Origin of the sequence: Staphylococcus caprae (genome assembly GCF_003966625.1) — a bacterium.
In the GTDB taxonomy this organism is placed as follows: domain Bacteria; phylum Bacillota; class Bacilli; order Staphylococcales; family Staphylococcaceae; genus Staphylococcus; species Staphylococcus caprae.
The window spans coordinates 793,281-808,345 of sequence record NZ_AP018587.1 but is presented as its reverse complement, the minus strand read 5'-3'; the positions used below and the strand labels follow the sequence as shown (position 1 = coordinate 808,345).

Here is a 15,065-nt window from a genome sequence, read left to right as displayed (position 1 = left end):
TTTTACACCTCTATAATTTCAATTTGGTCAAAGAGCTGAGTATAATTAGACATGTTTACATAACCAGTTTGTGCTTCTTGTGCATTTAACATCCCTAAGGTGTTTGCCTTCTTAAGGAGATGCTCATCACTTTCATGATGAACAATTGCTGAAGCTATACCTGCTACTGTTGAATCTCCGGAACCCACAGGATTAAGTACTTTAATCGAAGGTATGTTTACTTTGTAAAATCGTTGGTTATGTTTAGCGAAAGCGCCATTTGCGCCCAAAGAAACAATAATCCATTCAATTTTTGAAAATAACTGATGATTTAAAGCATTTTTCAGTTCTTCTGTAGATTCATTAAGTTCCAATGAAATCAACTGTGATAATTCTTCAATATTTGGCTTAATGACTGTAGGTTTGTGAGTGTTTTGTAGCGCTAATTTAAGTGTTTCGCCAGCACAATCCAATACGACTGGTTTAGCATTTTCGTGACATATATCAATAATTTTTGAATAGTAATTTGAATCTAGACCTTTTGGAAGGCTACCAGAAATAACTACCGCTTCAGCTTTCGGTATTAAATCATTCAAATGTTTCAAAAATCCTTTAGATTCATCCGCCACAATGGTTGGTCCTTGTTCTAAAATCTCTGTTTGGTTGCCATTATGCAAAATAGCAATACAATTTCGTGTTTCACCTTTAATTTTGAAAAATGAATGTTCCACTTGATTGTGATTTAACTTTTCTGCAATAAATTCACCTATTTTACCACCTAAAAAGCCTGTCGCAACAACATGTTCATTGAGTTGTGATAACACCCTAGTTACATTGAGTCCCTTTCCACCAGCCGTCTTGCTAACGTCTTGAATTCTATTCACTGTGTTAATGTGTAATTCATCTAATGGATAAGATATATCTACCGAAGGATTTAAAGTTAAAGTTAAAATCATGTTGATCTTCCTTAATCGTGATATTCGCCTTTATCCCACTTTTCTAAAAATTCATCAAAGAAATGTGGATCTTCTTGTTTAGCATTATGAGTTTCAAGATGATTAATTTTTGCGATTAATTTTTTATTTTCTTCTGTAGGTTTATACTCAGCATTGATAAATGCATCAATAATATCGCACATTAGAAGTTCGCCGATGATTTTCCCACCGAAACCAATAACATTTGCATTTAACTCTTCTTTCGCATATAAAGCTGAAGTCATATCACGTACGAGTGCGGAACGAACGCCAGCAACTTTGTTAACCGCATTATTAATACCAACACCTGTACCACAAATACATACACCTAAGTCAGCATTACCGCTTACAACTTCTTCTCCAACTTTCTTACCAAAAATTGGATAATGTGTACGTGTGAAGTCATAAGTCCCAACATCAATAACTTCATGTCCTTTTGATTTTAAAAACTGTGATACTTCCATCTTTGTATCAGTGACAATATGGTCACAACCTATAGCAATTTTCATTTGTTCTCCTCCTATTAGCACATTTTATTCAGCATATCTACACGAATTTGATGACGTCCGCCGTCATAATGACCGTTAACAAATCCCTTAACTACATTTTTAGCTAAAGTATCTCCAACAATTTCAGAACCTAAAGTAATCATTTTGGAATTATTATGTCCTCTAGTCATGTATGCTGAACGCTCATCTGAAACTTCAGCTGCAATCATTCCTTTAATTTTTGTAGCAACAATAAAACTACCTGCACCATAGGCATCGATGGCAATTCCCAAATTGTCATCGGATTTTTGAACTTCACGTGCAACAGATACTGTCGAATCTACAAAATCTAACTCTTTACCTTCTGTTACATCTAGAACTTCGAAATCGTTCTCTTTTAAATAAACTTTAATTAAATCTTTTAGACGTTTACCGTCTACATCTGAACCGATAATAATTGTCATTTTAAGTCTCCTTTTAAAATGATTTTGAAAGCACTAAATAGATGAATGAGAGAAAAGCGCTTTCAATTAACTATGTTTAAATTATAAACACTACACAACAATAAATCAACAAATACTGTTTGTATTTTGTTTGTTTGATGTTTGATTTCAAACATTTAGTGAACTTATTGTTTAAACTACTTCTTCAAATCAACAGAAAAGGAGCGGAGAGTGAAATCTCATTCTTGTAGAATGATTTCACTTTCCGCTCCATAGAGGTTGACGAGGTATAAGAGCACTTTCTCTTAAACTATATTTTATTAAGTTTTAAGTGTTAGTCTATGACTTCAACATATTTTTCAACTTGTTCTGTCTTTTCCAAATCATTTTTATCCATTAATACTGCATTTAATTCTTTCAATTCACAGAAAGAAGAGAAATCATCTTTCCCTATTTTCGAAGAATCAATAAGTAAATATTTCTCAATTGAATGATTCAATGCTAGATGTTGGGTATAAGCTTCATCCATTGATGAAGTCATCGCAACGCCATCTTTAACTCCATTACTACTAAAAAACATCTTACTAAATCGCAAGTTATTTAATAATTGATTCGTCATCTCTCCCACAAATGCTTCAGTTAAATCTCTCATTTCTCCACCTAACAAATACACTCTAAAATGTAGACTCTGTTTTTTCATTAGAATTTTAAAAACTGGCAAACAATTTGTGATAACTGTGAGCGTATGATGATTAATTTCTTCAGCTAACTTTTGAACAGTCGTACCAGGACCTAAAAATATAGTATCTCCATCCTCAATCAACTCAACAGCTTTTTTAGCTATATATCTCTTTTCCTCGATATAGTGCGTATGTTTTTCCTGATGGGACATCTCTTTATATTGAAATGCAGAATTACTACGTGCGCCACCATGAATCTTAGTAAGCACACCTTTCTCTTCCAACTCTGCTAAATCACGACGAACTGTCATATCTGATACATTTAAATCTTCTACAATTTCATTTGTTCTAACAGTCCCTCTTTTATTAACAAGTTTAGTAATTTCGTCTAGCCTATCATATTTGTTCATATCTATATCCACTTCCTACGATAACGTCATTTACATACTTAATTTGTTTTAACTTTAATTTACTTTTCTAATGTCTTAATATAATTTTATAACACACTTTAAATACTTTAAAATGATAAAGTAATCAATTATGTAAATATGTTGCTACAAAAATCATAACATGGAAACTTGATATTCACTTATAAATTATTTGTGGTGAAAACGAACAGTTTTCGATTAGTTAAAAAGAAATTTAAAAACTGAGGTGATTCTATGGATACGGAAATTCAACGATTAAAAGAAATGATAGAAGAATCCGAAAAAATTGTATTTTTCACTGGTGCAGGCGTTTCTGTAGCAAGTGGTATTCCTGATTTTCGCTCAATGGGCGGTCTATTTGATGAGATTTCAAAAGATGGACAATCTCCAGAATATTTACTAAGTGTAGATCATTTAAATGATGACAAAGAAAGTTTTATTGATTTTTATCATAAAAGATTATTAATTGCTGATAAAAAACCAAATATTGTACACCAATGGATTGCAGAATTAGAACATGAAGGTCAATCTTTAGGTGTTATTACTCAAAATATTGATGGCTTACATACAGATGCAGGTAGTCAACACGTTGATGAATTACATGGCACTTTAAATCGTTTTTACTGTATCAATTGCTACAATGAATACTCAAAATCTCAAGTGATGGACAACCACATTCGATATTGTGAAAAGTGTGGTCAGATTATACGACCTGATATCGTATTATACGGTGAAATGTTGAATCAAAACACAGTATTCAAAGCTTTAGAAAAAATACAAAATGCTGACACGCTAGTTGTCCTTGGTTCATCGCTTGTAGTACAACCAGCAGCAGGCTTTGTTTCAGAATTTAAAGGTGACAATTTAGTAATTATCAATAGAGATCACACACCGTATGATCAAAGTGCTGACTTAGTCATACATGATGATATGACAGAAGTTGTCGAAAACGTCACGAAAAAATAGATAATATTTTGAGGTTGGGAACTTTATAGTTAGTCTCATCATCATTGTAATAACATAAAAAAACACTTCCCAAATAATGGGAAGTGTTGATGTGTGTTCGCCAAAATTAACGTTTTGAGAATTGAGGAGAACGACGAGCTTTTTTAAGACCTGGTTTTTTACGTTCTTTCATACGTGGGTCACGAGTAAGTAATCCAGCGCGTTTTAAAGAACCTCTGTATTCAGGGTCAGCTTCTAATAATGCACGAGCAATTCCGTGACGGATAGCTTGAGCTTGTCCTGTGAAACCACCACCGTGAACGTTTACTAAAACGTCATAGTTACCTTTAGTTTCAGTAACATCGAATGGTTGGTTTAAGTCTAAGATTAATGATTCAAATGGTAAGTAGTCACGTACGTCACGGTTGTTAACTGTAATGTTACCTTCACCTGGTACTAAACGTACACGTGCTACTGAGTTTTTACGACGGCCTGTACCTTTATATTCAACTTGTGCCAATGTAATTTCCTCCTTCTAATTAACCACGTAACTCGTAGTTTTCTGGTTGTTGTGCAGCGTGTGGATGTTCAGCGCCACCATATACAAATAATTTTTTACCTTGTTTTTCACCTAAACGTGAACTTGGTAACATACCTTTAATAGAAGTTTCTAATAAACGTTCTGGGTTAGTTCTTCTTAATTCACCAGCTGTGATTGATTTTAAACCACCTGGGTGATTTGAGTGGCGATAGTACATTTTATCTTGTTCTTTATTACCAGTGAATTCGATTTTAGATGCATTGATGATGATTACGTAATCACCAGTGTCAACGTGTGGTGTATAAGTTACTTTATTTTTACCGCGTAAGATAGCAGCTACTTCAGATGATAAACGACCTAATGTTTGGCCTTCAGCATCAATAACATACCATTTGCGCTCAATGTTTGATTCATTTGCCATAAATGTTTGACGCATAATAATTGTCCTCCTAAAAATAAATGCTTCGTTCTTAATTGTTTTGTCAATTGATCACATTCGAACCTATGATCATTCAACGCACAATTTTAATTATTGTTACGATTTAAAAGCGTAAGTTTTCATTTATTTTGTTAACTGTTGTTCTGCTTTGCTTATATATCTAGTAACACAATAAGTTTCCGGGGCTTATCGTGGGGTGATATAAAACAATACCGTTAATAATCTTATAATTTCACAATGCTTTTGTCAATGACATTCAATCATTTTCCAACGATTTTTTAAGATGTATTTTAATATCATTTCCAAACTCTTCCTTAAGTGATTCTGGTGATAGGTAAACCTTTTCTAAATAGAGTCCTTCTGAGGGTGCAGTGAAAGGTACATTGTTTCTATTTTTTTCTTCAAGGAGTTGTGGAACCTCGTCGGGGTTTCGCTTCCCTTTTCCCACCTCTATTAAAAATGCCACAAGAACACGAACCATGTTATAGAGAAATCCTGAACCAGTAACCACATAATCAAAACCTGCTTCAGTTTGAACCACTTCACTTTGATATAGGGTTCTCACTTTGCTTTCCACTTCAGTTTTCTGAGAACAAAAACCTGTAAAATCATGGGTTCCAATAAAATGATGAGCCGCTTCATTCATTTTAGCTAAATCTAAATCATTATCTATAAATGTTTCGAGACCACTTTTAAACGGATCACGATGTGCGCCTTGATAGACTTTATAACGATATCTTTTACCTACACAGTCATATCTACAATGAAAGTTTTCATCTACTGTTTGAACACTTTTAACGTAAATATCATTAGGTAAGAAACGATTCATCGCATATTGCCATTGTTGATTATCAATATTTAACTCAGTGTCAAAATGAAAGAATTGTTGGTACGCATGCACGCCTCTGTCCGTACGACTTGTAGGATGTATTCGTACATGACGCTTGTGCATACGTTTAAGAATCTTTTCAAATTGTTGTTGTACTGTTCTCCCCTGCTGTTGAATTTGAAAGCCAAGGAATTGATTACCCTGATATGCAATTTCTACTAAAATTCGCAATGTTTACACTCCTGAGTATTTAATAATAAATAAGATAAGTCCAATTGGTATTAATAGAATTAACGTTATCGTGTCTTTTAATCGCCAGTGTAGTAATCTGTAACTAGTTCGTTTAACATTCATATCATAGCCTCTTACTTCCATAGCTATTGCTAATTCTTCCGCTCTTTGAAAGGCAGAAATAAACAATGGAACCATAAGAGGGATAAATGCTTTAATGCGTGTCACAATACTTCCTGAACTTATTTCAGACCCTCTTGATTTTTGAGCTAAAATAATTTTTTCCAATTCATCCATTAAAGTAGGTATAAACCTTAGCGCGATAGACATCATCATACTCAATTGATGAACGGGAATCTTAACCCATTTCAATGGTGCTAATAACTTTTCAAAGGCATCAGTTAAATCTATAGGACTTGTCGAAAGCGTCATAATTGTCGCAATCATCACTATAAAGATAAGACGTAATGAAATGTAAATTCCTTCTATCACCCCATTAGACTCTATTGTAAAGAAGCCCCAATGTAAAAGTGTCTTTCCTCCATTAGTAAATAAGATATGCATTAAAAAAGTAAATATTAAGAAGAAAAAAATAGGCGTGAGCCCTTTCATTAGAAATCCGAATGGGATTTTAGCCAATTTCATAGATATAATGATAAGTAAAAATATCCAAGCGTATGTGCCAAACGAATGACAAAAGAAAATAAATATTATAAACACAAAGACAAATATGAGCTTTGCTCTAGGATCAAGATGATGTACAGTCGAATGATTTGGGAGATAGCGTCCAATGATTAATTTATTTTTCATTTTGCCACTCCTTATACATCTCAATAAATTCCTCTTCATTTAAAGCTAGTTTAGGTAAGGATATTTGATACTTGTGCTCAAAATCTATTTGTAATCTAATAATGTTTGGTAGCGTAATATGCCACTCAGCTAACTTATCTGTATTTTTAAATAGTTCTCTAGGTTCTGATTGTTCAGCTACCTTACCATTACTTAACACAATAACTTCATCAGCATATCGCGAAACATCATTCATATCATGTGAGACTAGAATAATCGTCTTATTTTCTTCCACTTGAATTCGCTTAATAAGAGTCATAATCTGCTCTTTACTTTGAGGGTCCAAGCCAGCTGTTGGTTCATCCAATATAATAACTTCTGGATCCATAGCCAAAATAGATACAATTGCAATTTTCCTCATTTGTCCACCTGACATTTGAAAAGGAGAAAGTGACATGATATCTCTTGAAAATCCTAAATCAAGTAATAATTGATAAGCCTTTTCTTTAGCTTTTTCTAAGTCCATATTAAAGTTTTTCGGTCCAAATTCTATTTCTTTTTCTACACTATCTTCAAATAGTTGAGATTCTGGGAATTGAAATACAATGCCTACCTTTTTACGGATAGGTCGTAAATATTTATCCTTAGTTTTATGTGTTATTTCAATATCCTCAAATTCAATTGACCCTTTTGTTGGTTTTAATAACGCATTAAGATGCTGTATCAAGGTAGATTTTCCACTACCTGTTTGTCCTATAATTGCGTAATACTTTCCTTTTTCCAAAATCAAAGATATATCTTCTATAGCATTATATTCATATGGCGTCCCTTTTTGATAAGTATAGCTAACATGATTTAACTGAATACTCATAATCGTTTGACCAACCCTTCGTATGTCACAAATGATGAATCAAATCCTAGTAGTTGATTCATTTTCATAGAGAAAGGTAAATCTAATCCAATAGAAGTTAGTTCATCAGTATATTTAAATATTTCTTCAGGTGAATCCTGTTTAAAAACAGTTCCTTTATTCATAACAATAACATGATCAGCTTCCATCGCTTCGTCTAAATCATGAGTTATAGAAATGATTGTTACTTCATTATCTTCTTTCACTTCACGTACGAGCTTTAAGAGTGATACTTTCGCATCAGGATCTAACATAGTTGTTGCTTCATCTAAAATAATAACAGATGGATTTAGTGCTAATACGCCAGCTATCGCAACACGTTGTTTCTGACCTCCAGAAAGTGAATGTGGCTCGTAATCAGCTTTATTAAGCATGTCTACTTCTGATAATGCTTTATCTACTTTAATGTGCATCTCATCATGAGGGACTGCATGATTTTCTAGACCGAAAGCAACATCAAATTTCACAATTGAGCCGACAAATTGATTATCTGGATTTTGAAATACAATACCAATTTGATTTCTAATTTTATGTATATTTGAATTGTCTATTTTTTCATTTTTAAATAATATTTGACCTTCGTTAGCTTCTTCTATGCCTACCATTAATTTAGCTATAGTAGACTTCCCAGAACCATTATGACCTACAATCGACGTCCATTTTCCAATAGGAACAGAAAAAGATACGTTATTTAATGTGAACGCAGAATCACTTTGATATTGAAAAGATACATTTTTAAATTCAATGATATTCATTGTCTCATTCACACTAAACAACTCCTTCTGTTAAATAATGTCGTTACTTTAAATATTTTACAATAATTCAATTTATCTGTATATCACATACGTTCTTTTCACACAGATAATCTTATATTTTAACTATGTTAGACAAGAAAACAAAAAAGCTATAGCAATCTCTGACTATAGCTTAAATAAAAAAGCGCGCACCCCATCGTATTGTTGAGTTCACGCTTATAAGAAATATTTAGTTAGATGGGGCACTCTGAGCTAGACAATATTTGTATGTGGCAAACATTATCGTTGCACTCATTTGCTTTATATATAAGTAGTAAGTGTATTTATTAAGGTAAAGTGACTGAGACATAATTTAATGTCTCAATCCCTAAATTAAACTAATTCGATAATTACTGATTCAGCACCGTCACCACGACGAGGGCCTACTTTAAGGATACGAGTGTAACCACCTTGACGTTCATTATAACGTTCAGCGATTTCACCGAATAATTTTTGAAGAGCAGTTTGTGTTGATTCATCTTCATTTAAGATTTCAACGTTACGTAAAGTTTTAGCTGCATTACGACGAGAAGCTAAATCTCCTTTTTTACCTAAAGTGATTAATTTCTCTACTACACTGCGTACTTCTTTAGCACGAGCTTCTGTAGTTTCAATACGTTCACTTACGATAAGAGAAGTCGCTAAGTCACGTAACATTGCTTTACGTTGATCAGAAGTACGACCTAATTTTCTGTAACCCATGAGTTAACCTCCTTTATCAATCTTCTTTTCTTAATCCTAATCCTAAATCTTCTAATTTGTATTTAACTTCTTCTAGAGATTTACGACCTAAATTACGCACTTTCATCATGTCAGCTTCAGATTTATCAGCTAACTCTTGTACAGAATTGATTCCTGCGCGTTTTAAGCAGTTGTAAGAACGTACAGATAAGTCTAATTCTTCGATAGACATTTCAAGTACTTTTTCTTTTTGATCTTCTTCTTTTTCGATCATGATTTCAGCATTTTGAGCTTCATCAGTTAGACCTACAAAGATGTTCAAGTGTTCAGTCATTATTTTAGCTGCTAATGAAACTGATTCTTGTGGAGTGATTGAACCGTTAGTCCAAACATCTAAAGTTAATTTATCGTAATCACTACTTTGACCTACACGTGTGTTTTCTACTGTGTAGTTAACACGTTCTACAGGTGAGTATAGTGAATCAACAGGAATTACACCAATTGGTAAATCACTAGTATTATTTTGTTCAGCTAATGCGTAACCTCTACCCTTATTAGCAACAAGACGCACTTTAAGATGTCCACCTTTAGACACAGTTGCGATTTTAAGTTCTGGGTTTAAAATCTCAACATCGCTGTCGTGAGTAATGTCACTTGCAGTTACTTCGCCTTCATCTTTAACATCAATTTCAAGAGTTTTATCTTCTTCAGAGTAAATTTTTAATGCTAATTTTTTAATGTTCATAATAATTGTTGAAACATCTTCTACAACATTGTCTACTGCTGAAAATTCGTGTAGAACTCCTTCGATTTCGATGTACTTAACGGCTGCACCTGGTAACGAAGATAGTAGGATACGACGTAAGGAGTTTCCTAGTGTAGTACCGTAGCCACGTTCAAGTGGTTCAACAACGAACTTACCGAATTTAGCATCTTCACTAATTTCAATTGTCTCAATTCTAGGTTTTTCAATTTCTATCATTTACAAATATCCTCCTTAAATACGTCGACTAGATTTAAACTGTTTGCTCAGTGACCTGTAACAATACAATCCTAAATTAGACGCGACGACGTTTTGGTGGACGACAACCGTTGTGAGGTACTGGAGTAACGTCTCTAATTGCAGTTACTTCTAATCCTGCAGATTGTAATGCACGGATAGCTGATTCACGGCCTGGTCCAGGTCCTTTAACTGTTACTTCTACAGTTTTTAAACCATGTTCCATAGCTGATTTAGAAGCTGTTTCTGAAGCCATTTGTGCTGCGAATGGTGTTGATTTTTTAGATCCTTTGAATCCTAATGCACCAGCTGATGACCAAGATAATGCATTACCGAATTCATCAGTGATAGTTACGATAGTATTATTGAATGTTGAACGGATATGTGCTACACCGTTTTCAATATTCTTTTTCACTCTACGTTTACGAGATACTTGTTTACGTGCCATTATTTTTGCCTCCTTTACCTATTATTTTTTCTTATTAGCTACTGTTTTAACCGGGCCTTTACGAGTACGTGCGTTGTTTTTAGTTTTTTGACCACGAACTGGTAAGCCACGACGGTGACGAATACCACGGTATGATGAAATTTCCATTAAACGTTTAATGTTTAAGTTTTGTTCACGACGTAAGTCACCTTCTACTTTGTAGCTATCTACAACTTCACGGATACGACCTAATTCGTCATCAGTTAAATCTTTAACGCGAGTATCTGCTGATACGTTTGCTTCTTCAACGATTTTGTTAGCAGTTGAAGTACCGATACCATAAACGTATGTTAATGAGATAACAATGCGCTTTTCACGTGGAATATCCACTCCTGCAATACGTGCCATATTAATTTACACCTCTCTTTTATTAACCTTGTCTTTGTTTGTGCTTAGGATTATCACAAATTACCATTACTTTACCTTTACGTTTAATGACTTTGCATTTTTCGCAAATTGGTTTTACTGATGGTCTTACTTTCATTTTTATACCTCCCTATATTATGGAGTGACGATTATTTATAACGATAAGTAATTCTACCGCGTGATAAATCATACGGAGACATCTCAACAGTTACTTTGTCGCCAGGTAGAATACGAATGTAATTCATTCTGATTTTACCACTAACATGCGCTAAAATCTCATGACCATTTTCTAATTCTACTTTAAACATTGCATTTGGTAAAGTATCTAATACAGTACCTTCTAATTCAATTACATCTTGTTTAGCCATTGATTAACTTCCCCCTTTTTGCAATAGTAAGGTAATCGTCAATAGACAACTTAACAATACGAATCTATTCGTGACTAGTTATTATAAGTTTAACAAAAATACGGGAATTACAAATCATTATTTGTCACTCACTCTATTAAATTTCACTCAAATATTCACTTAGCAAATAGATCGTAAATCGTTGATCTATCTATAAATGATCTAAAATATCAATGACATCGTTCGTTACTTCATCAATATCTTTTGAACCATCAATGTTTTTCAAAATACCTTTTTCATCGTAATACTCTAAAATAGGTTTTGATTGTTTAACATTAACGCTCAAACGATTTGATACTGTTTCTGGATTGTCATCTTCACGTTGATATAACTTTCCACCATCGATATCACAAATACCTTCAACCTTTGGAGGATTAAATACAAGATGATAAGTTGTACCACATTTCTCACAGATACGACGACCTGTAAGACGATTCATTAACTCTTCCTCAGGAACTTCAATATTGATGACAGCATCAATTTCTCTATCAAGCTCAGACATAATGTTATTTAATGCCTCAGCTTGTTCGATTGTTCTTGGGAATCCATCTAATAAGAATCCTTTTTTCGCATCGTCTTCAGAAATACGTTCTTTAACGATACCTACAGTAACTTCATCAGGAACTAATTCTCCACGATCCATGTATGATTTAGCTTCTTTACCTAAATCAGTTTCATCTTTAATCGCTTTTCTGAACATGTCACCAGTAGAAATATGTGGTATTGGGAATTTCTTAACAATTTCACTCGCTTGAGTACCTTTACCTGCGCCAGGTAAACCCATTAAAATGATATTCATAAATGCCCTCCTACAAATTATCTACCACCAAAGCCTTTGTATTCTTTTTGACTTACTTGAGCTTCTAATGTCTTCATAGTTTCTATAGCTACACCGATAACGATTAATAAACTTGTACCACCAATTTGAATTGATTGTGGTAAGCCCATAAATTTAGTTGCTATAATCGGCAAAATTGCTATAGCTGCTAAGAATATAGAACCAACAAATGTCAATCTGTAAAGAACTTTAGTAATATATTTTTTTGTTTGTTCACCAGGTCTAATACCTGGGACATAACTACCTTGTTTTTTAAGGTTATCAGCCATTTTCTCCGGATTAACTTGTACAAATGCATAGAAGTATGCAAATGCAATTATTAATACGATATAAACAATCATTCCAATATTACTTGAAGGATTGGCAGTATCAGCAATATTCTGTGCCCATTCAGCTTTAGGGAAGAATAATGTTAACGTTCTTGGTAATAAGAAAAATGCCATCGCAAAGATTACTGGAATAACACCTGCTGAGTTAACTTTTAAAGGTAGATAAGTTGCTTGTGAACCTAATCGTTGAGCAGATTGTTTCTTCGCATATTGAATAGGGATCTTACGTTTAGCTTCAAGTACAAAAATAGCACCAACTGTTAATAAAATTAATGCTACAACTAAACCTACAATTTTTAACCATGCTAATGAAGTATCATCTTGACCAACAAATAGTGATTGGCCAAATTGTTCAATACTTGATGGTAAAGTTGATAAAATCCCAGCAAAGATGATAAGAGAAATACCATTACCAACACCAAACTGAGTGATTTGGTCACCAAGCCAAATTAAGAAAGCTGTTCCTGCTGTTAAAACAACTGCAATCAATAAATAACTCATAACTGATTTATCAATAATCAGTTGTCCTTTGAGATAATTATTGAACTGAAAAGCCATACCTATTGATTGGATAAAAGCTAAAATAATAGCGAAATAACGTGTTACATTATTAATTTTTCTTCTACCCATTTCACCTTGTTTAGCCCATTCTGTAAACTTAGGCACTATATCCATTTGCAATAATTGCATAACAATGGATGCGGTGATATAGGGCATAATACCCATCGCAAATATTGAGAAACGTTTCAAGGCACCGCCACCAAAAGTATTTAATAACTCAGTGGCACCTTGAGAACCTTGTGGATGGTTAAATGCTTCAGGATTAACTCCTGGAGCAGGAATATACGTTCCTATTTTAAAAATAACTAACATTGCTAGAGTGAAGAAAATCTTGTTACGCACTTCCTTAGTTGTAAAGAAACGCACAAGCGTTTGAAACATTAGATCACCTCGTGTGCTCCACCTTTAGCATCAATAGCTTCTGCTGCTGAAGCTGAGAATTTATGAGCTTTCACTGTTAATTTTTTATCAAGTGAACCATTACCTAGTACTTTGATACCAGATTTTTCATTCTTAACAACACCAGATTCTACTAGTAAAGCTGGAGTTACTTCAGTACCATCTTCAAATTTATTAAGTTGGTCTAAGTTAACAATAGCATATTCTTTACGGTTAATGTTAGTGAAACCACGTTTTGGTAAACGACGGAATAAAGGTAATTGTCCACCTTCAAATCCTGGTCTTACTTTACCACCTGAACGTGCTTTTTGACCTTTTTGACCACGGCCACTAGTTTTACCGTTACCAGTTGCAGCACCACGACCTACACGATTACGTACACGGCGTGATCCTTCTGCTGCTTTTAACTCATGTAATTTCATTTCGGCACCTCCTTAATTATTTTTCTTCAATTGTTAATAAATGTTTAACTTTGTTGATTTGCCCACGAATAGCAGGGTTATCTTCAACAACTACTGAACTATTAGTTTTTTTAAGACCTAATGCTTCAACAGTTTTACGTTGTGTTTCAGGACGACCAATAACACTACGAGTGAGGGTAATTTGTAATTTAGCCATAACTTATTTTCCCTCCTTAATTGTATAATTCTTCTACAGATTTGCCACGTAATTTAGCAACATCTTCTGCATTTTTTAAGTTTTGTAAACCATTGATAGTTGCACGAACCATGTTAATAGGAGTGTTAGATCCTAATGATTTACTTAAGATATCAGTAATTCCTGCTAACTCTAATACGGCACGAACTGGTCCACCAGCGATTACCCCAGTACCAGGTGCAGCTGGCTTCATGAATACGCTACCTGAACCGTAGCGACCAGTGATAGTGTGAGGAGTTGTACCTTCAACACGTGGAACAACTACTAAATCTTTTTTCGCTGCTTCTACAGCTTTTTTGATTGCTTCAGGTACCTCTTGTGCTTTACCAGTACCGAAACCTACACGACCTTTTTTATCACCTACAACTACTAATGCAGTGAAACGGAAACGACGACCACCTTTTACTACTTTAGCAACACGGTTAATCGTAACAACGCGTTCTTCAAATTCTTTAGTTTCTTCTTCTCTACGAGCCATGAATGTGTCCCTCCTTTAAATTAAAATTCTAATCCGCTTTCTCTAGCTGCTTCTGCTAAAGCTTTTACACGTCCGTGATATAAATAACCTCCACGGTCGAATACGATTTCTTTAATACCTTTATCGCTTGCTTTTTTAGCAATTGCTTGACCTACTTTAGTTGATAAATCAACTTTTGATGTAGATTCACTAGCAATATCTTTATCTTGAGATGAAGCTTGAGCTAAAGTTTCGCCTTTAACGTCATCAATAATTTGAGCATAGATGTGTTTGTTTGAACGATACACATTTAAACGTGGCTTTTCAGCTGTACCTGATAATTTAGTACGAACACGAGCATGTCTTTTCAAACGTACTTTGTTTTTATCAATTTTACTGATCATTTCAATACT

23 protein-coding genes are annotated in these 15,065 nt (G+C 34.0%); 1 reads left to right on the top strand and 22 read right to left on the bottom strand.

The features are described 5' to 3' along the window. Positions 1 to 2: 2 nt before the first annotated feature. The 4 genes from lacC to JMUB898_RS03745 all read right to left on the bottom strand — a co-directional run bounded on the left by lacC (position 3) and on the right by JMUB898_RS03745 (position 2,974). On the bottom strand, positions 3 to 935 hold the full coding sequence (gene lacC, locus JMUB898_RS03760; protein ID WP_002443695.1) for a tagatose-6-phosphate kinase: 933 nt from the start codon (positions 933 to 935) through the stop codon (positions 3 to 5). Positions 936 to 946: 11 nt separating this feature from the next. Next, positions 947 to 1,462 carry a galactose-6-phosphate isomerase subunit LacB gene (gene lacB / locus JMUB898_RS03755; RefSeq protein ID WP_037541583.1) on the bottom strand — a complete coding sequence of 172 codons (516 nt, stop codon included), beginning with the start codon at positions 1,460 to 1,462 and terminating at the stop codon, positions 947 to 949. 14 nt (positions 1,463 to 1,476) lie between these two features. Further along, complete coding sequence (gene lacA, locus JMUB898_RS03750; RefSeq protein WP_002443699.1) at positions 1,477 to 1,905, bottom strand: galactose-6-phosphate isomerase subunit LacA; 429 nt, start codon at positions 1,903 to 1,905, stop codon at positions 1,477 to 1,479. Between the two features lie 313 nt (positions 1,906 to 2,218). After that, positions 2,219 to 2,974 (bottom strand): DeoR/GlpR family DNA-binding transcription regulator, encoded by a 756-nt coding sequence (locus tag JMUB898_RS03745; RefSeq protein ID WP_044466813.1) that lies wholly within the window; start codon positions 2,972 to 2,974, stop codon positions 2,219 to 2,221. A 252-nt stretch (positions 2,975 to 3,226) separates the two neighbouring features. On the opposite strand from JMUB898_RS03745, the gene JMUB898_RS03740 reads away from it, so the two are divergent. Beyond that, the gene (locus JMUB898_RS03740) at positions 3,227 to 3,958 is read left to right on the top strand and encodes an NAD-dependent protein deacylase (RefSeq protein ID WP_049402035.1); all 732 of its coding nucleotides are present in this window, start codon (positions 3,227 to 3,229) and stop codon (positions 3,956 to 3,958) included. Between the two features lie 106 nt (positions 3,959 to 4,064). Here JMUB898_RS03740 and rpsI read toward each other — a convergent pair whose 3' ends face one another. The 18 genes from rpsI to rplR form a co-directional block, all read right to left on the bottom strand. Beyond that, positions 4,065 to 4,457: a 30S ribosomal protein S9 gene (gene rpsI, locus JMUB898_RS03735; protein WP_002443706.1), complete on the bottom strand. Its 393-nt coding sequence runs from the start codon at positions 4,455 to 4,457 to the stop codon at positions 4,065 to 4,067. A 19-nt stretch (positions 4,458 to 4,476) separates the two neighbouring features. Beyond that, entirely contained in the window at positions 4,477 to 4,914 is a 438-nt protein-coding gene (rplM, locus tag JMUB898_RS03730; RefSeq protein ID WP_002443708.1) for a 50S ribosomal protein L13, read from the bottom strand. A gap of 259 nt (positions 4,915 to 5,173) precedes the next feature. Further along, complete coding sequence (gene truA / locus JMUB898_RS03725; protein WP_002443710.1) at positions 5,174 to 5,977, bottom strand: tRNA pseudouridine(38-40) synthase TruA; 804 nt, start codon at positions 5,975 to 5,977, stop codon at positions 5,174 to 5,176. A gap of 3 nt (positions 5,978 to 5,980) precedes the next feature. After that, the gene (locus tag JMUB898_RS03720; RefSeq protein ID WP_002443711.1) at positions 5,981 to 6,787 is read right to left on the bottom strand and encodes an energy-coupling factor transporter transmembrane component T family protein; all 807 of its coding nucleotides are present in this window, start codon (positions 6,785 to 6,787) and stop codon (positions 5,981 to 5,983) included. Further along, positions 6,777 to 7,637 (bottom strand): energy-coupling factor transporter ATPase, encoded by an 861-nt coding sequence (locus JMUB898_RS03715; RefSeq protein WP_044466811.1) that lies wholly within the window; start codon positions 7,635 to 7,637, stop codon positions 6,777 to 6,779. Before JMUB898_RS03715 ends, JMUB898_RS03720 begins: the two co-directional genes overlap by 11 nt. Continuing rightward, positions 7,634 to 8,443 (bottom strand): energy-coupling factor transporter ATPase, encoded by an 810-nt coding sequence (locus tag JMUB898_RS03710; protein ID WP_002443715.1) that lies wholly within the window; start codon positions 8,441 to 8,443, stop codon positions 7,634 to 7,636. The genes JMUB898_RS03715 and JMUB898_RS03710 overlap by 4 nt, the downstream gene beginning before the upstream one ends. Positions 8,444 to 8,803: 360 nt before the next feature. After that, positions 8,804 to 9,172, bottom strand: coding sequence for a 50S ribosomal protein L17 (gene rplQ, locus JMUB898_RS03705; RefSeq protein WP_002432926.1), 369 nt, complete (start codon positions 9,170 to 9,172; stop codon positions 8,804 to 8,806). Positions 9,173 to 9,188: 16 nt separating this feature from the next. Next, the gene (locus tag JMUB898_RS03700) at positions 9,189 to 10,133 is read right to left on the bottom strand and encodes a DNA-directed RNA polymerase subunit alpha (RefSeq protein ID WP_002443717.1); all 945 of its coding nucleotides are present in this window, start codon (positions 10,131 to 10,133) and stop codon (positions 9,189 to 9,191) included. Between the two features lie 76 nt (positions 10,134 to 10,209). Further along, the gene (gene rpsK / locus JMUB898_RS03695; protein WP_000101625.1) at positions 10,210 to 10,599 is read right to left on the bottom strand and encodes a 30S ribosomal protein S11; all 390 of its coding nucleotides are present in this window, start codon (positions 10,597 to 10,599) and stop codon (positions 10,210 to 10,212) included. Between the two features lie 21 nt (positions 10,600 to 10,620). Next, entirely contained in the window at positions 10,621 to 10,986 is a 366-nt protein-coding gene (gene rpsM / locus JMUB898_RS03690) for a 30S ribosomal protein S13 (protein ID WP_002432712.1), read from the bottom strand. A 22-nt stretch (positions 10,987 to 11,008) separates the two neighbouring features. Then, complete coding sequence (rpmJ, locus tag JMUB898_RS03685; RefSeq protein WP_001829709.1) at positions 11,009 to 11,122, bottom strand: 50S ribosomal protein L36; 114 nt, start codon at positions 11,120 to 11,122, stop codon at positions 11,009 to 11,011. Positions 11,123 to 11,153: 31 nt separating this feature from the next. After that, positions 11,154 to 11,372 (bottom strand): translation initiation factor IF-1, encoded by a 219-nt coding sequence (infA, locus tag JMUB898_RS03680; RefSeq protein WP_001829792.1) that lies wholly within the window; start codon positions 11,370 to 11,372, stop codon positions 11,154 to 11,156. 190 nt (positions 11,373 to 11,562) lie between these two features. Further along, positions 11,563 to 12,210 (bottom strand): adenylate kinase, encoded by a 648-nt coding sequence (locus JMUB898_RS03675; protein WP_002443720.1) that lies wholly within the window; start codon positions 12,208 to 12,210, stop codon positions 11,563 to 11,565. Positions 12,211 to 12,227: 17 nt separating this feature from the next. Further along, on the bottom strand, positions 12,228 to 13,520 hold the full coding sequence (secY, locus tag JMUB898_RS03670; protein ID WP_002443722.1) for a preprotein translocase subunit SecY: 1,293 nt from the start codon (positions 13,518 to 13,520) through the stop codon (positions 12,228 to 12,230). Further along, a complete protein-coding gene (rplO, locus tag JMUB898_RS03665; protein ID WP_001829796.1) occupies positions 13,520 to 13,960 on the bottom strand; it encodes a 50S ribosomal protein L15 in 441 nt (146 codons plus the stop codon). Before rplO ends, secY begins: the two co-directional genes overlap by 1 nt. A 16-nt stretch (positions 13,961 to 13,976) precedes the next feature. After that, positions 13,977 to 14,156 carry a 50S ribosomal protein L30 gene (rpmD, locus tag JMUB898_RS03660; protein ID WP_002432330.1) on the bottom strand — a complete coding sequence of 60 codons (180 nt, stop codon included), beginning with the start codon at positions 14,154 to 14,156 and terminating at the stop codon, positions 13,977 to 13,979. A gap of 16 nt (positions 14,157 to 14,172) precedes the next feature. Continuing rightward, a complete protein-coding gene (rpsE, locus tag JMUB898_RS03655; RefSeq protein WP_002443725.1) occupies positions 14,173 to 14,673 on the bottom strand; it encodes a 30S ribosomal protein S5 in 501 nt (166 codons plus the stop codon). A gap of 20 nt (positions 14,674 to 14,693) precedes the next feature. Continuing rightward, complete coding sequence (gene rplR / locus JMUB898_RS03650; RefSeq protein WP_002443727.1) at positions 14,694 to 15,056, bottom strand: 50S ribosomal protein L18; 363 nt, start codon at positions 15,054 to 15,056, stop codon at positions 14,694 to 14,696. Positions 15,057 to 15,065 lie beyond the last annotated feature (9 nt).